The organism is Acidovorax sp. KPB24-03 (assembly GCF_057546605.1).
Window position 1 is genome coordinate 1 of record NZ_BAAJYR010000633.1, and the last position, 1,457, is coordinate 1,457.

Consider the following 1,457-nt stretch of genomic DNA (forward strand, 5'->3'; position numbering starts at 1 on the left):
CCAGCAGCGCGCCGCCGAGCAGCAGCTGGTCCAGCAACTGGCAGTCGGCGCCATGGTGGCCGGCGAACAACGCGTGGAGTGCGTCGCCGCCCTGCCCTGGCCGCGCATCGGGCGCCGTCGCCTTGGCATGGTGCGCCACGCCCGCCGGCCAGGAGACGGAGGCCGAGGCGAGGCCCGGCGCCCCGCCGTGCACGACCTGGTGCATGCGGCCGAGCAACGGCGCCAGCAGCAGCGCGAACGCGATCCACCAGACGGCGATGCGTCGGCGGTGCGGCAGTGTCTGCGGGCGCGCGGGTGTCATGGGGAATGTGGGGGCGGCGGGTCGGGGCGCTGTGTCAGCGAAGCGCTCGCATCACGGGACGGGCCTGGCGTCGACCATGCGGTAGAACAGGCCGTACTCGTCGTTGCGCAGCGTCTCGAAGCGGCCCTCGACCACCACGGGTTCGAGCGAATACGTGACGGGGGACGAGGCCTTCACCTCGACCATGCTCTCCGGCCCGCCGGGAATGCAGAAGGCGCAGGTGAGCGGCACCGAAGTGAGCAAAAAGTGCCGCTGCTGCGGCTTGGCCGTCATGGGCACCATGAAGCCCTGCACGCGCTGCACGGTTTGGTTCAGCGCCTTCTGCTCGGGGTTGAAAACCGGCTCGATGCGGGTCTTGAGGGTTTTCTTTTGCAGGTTGGTCAGCGTGGACCAGGGGACCACGTCGCTGCGCGTGGGCAGCGGCTTGATCGGGCTTTGCGGGCTGTGGTAGCCCGCGCCGTTGCCCGGGGGCAGCCCACCGCCGCCCAGCGGGGACGACAGCGCCGCGCCGGCACCGTCCGGCGCCTGCGCGCCGGCCACGCCGCAGGCCAGCAGGCAGACGAATGCGAGGGGGATGGCTTTCATGCGGGGATCCTCAAAAAGGCGGCGAACGGCGGCCAGGCGCCCTGCCCGGCCGGTGCGATTGTCGCAGCGCCCCGCCGGGCAGGGGCGCATGCGACGGATCGAATCGCGATCAATGCTGGTGCTTCATGCCGCAGAACTTGCCGATGGCCAGGCCCTTGCACGCCGCCTGCAGTTCCTTCTCGCAGGTGTCGTGGCCCTTGCCGGATTCCAGGCACTTGGCGGCGGCCTCGTGCGCGGCGGCCATGGCGCGGTGGCGCTGGATGTCGGCCCGGGTATCGGCGTCGGAATGCTGCTGCGCCTGGGCGGCAACGGCGGCCAGCAGCAAGAGCGGTGCGAGCGCCAGGGCGCGGAGTCGGGAGGTGGCGGTCATGGAAAAAGTCCTTTCATTCAGGAGGTGGGTGACAAAAACAGGGGAAAGGGTTCGGGGGACGTCCAGGCATCGAGGCATCCAGGCATTCCAGGTCAGGGCCGCGCCAGCAGGTCGGCCACGTCCACCCGGTACGCCTGCACGGCCGGCAGCAGCGCCGCCACCGCCGCCACGGCCACCGCGAGGCCGGGCACCGCCCATTCC

3 protein-coding genes are annotated in these 1,457 nt (G+C 71.0%); all 3 read right to left on the reverse strand.

Features of this window, described 5'->3' with window-relative positions:
- Positions 1–301: hypothetical protein (locus AC27KI_RS24700; RefSeq protein ID WP_487116413.1), on the reverse strand; the 301-nt coding region annotated here is incomplete at its 3' end.
- Between the two features lie 51 nt (positions 302–352).
- Positions 353–886 (reverse strand): DUF3299 domain-containing protein, encoded by a 534-nt coding sequence (locus AC27KI_RS24705; protein ID WP_487116415.1) that lies wholly within the window; start codon positions 884–886, stop codon positions 353–355.
- 109 nt (positions 887–995) lie between these two features.
- Positions 996–1,256, reverse strand: coding sequence for a hypothetical protein (locus AC27KI_RS24710; protein ID WP_487116417.1), 261 nt, complete (start codon positions 1,254–1,256; stop codon positions 996–998).
- Between the last annotated feature and the right edge of the window lie 201 nt (positions 1,257–1,457).

Coding starts and splice junctions, on each gene's coding strand:
- AC27KI_RS24705 (WP_487116415.1), bottom strand. CDS start 886: ATGAAAGCCATCCCCCTCGCATTCGTCTGCCTGCTGGCCTGCGGCGTG.
- AC27KI_RS24710 (WP_487116417.1), bottom strand. CDS start 1,256: ATGACCGCCACCTCCCGACTCCGCGCCCTGGCGCTCGCACCGCTCTTG.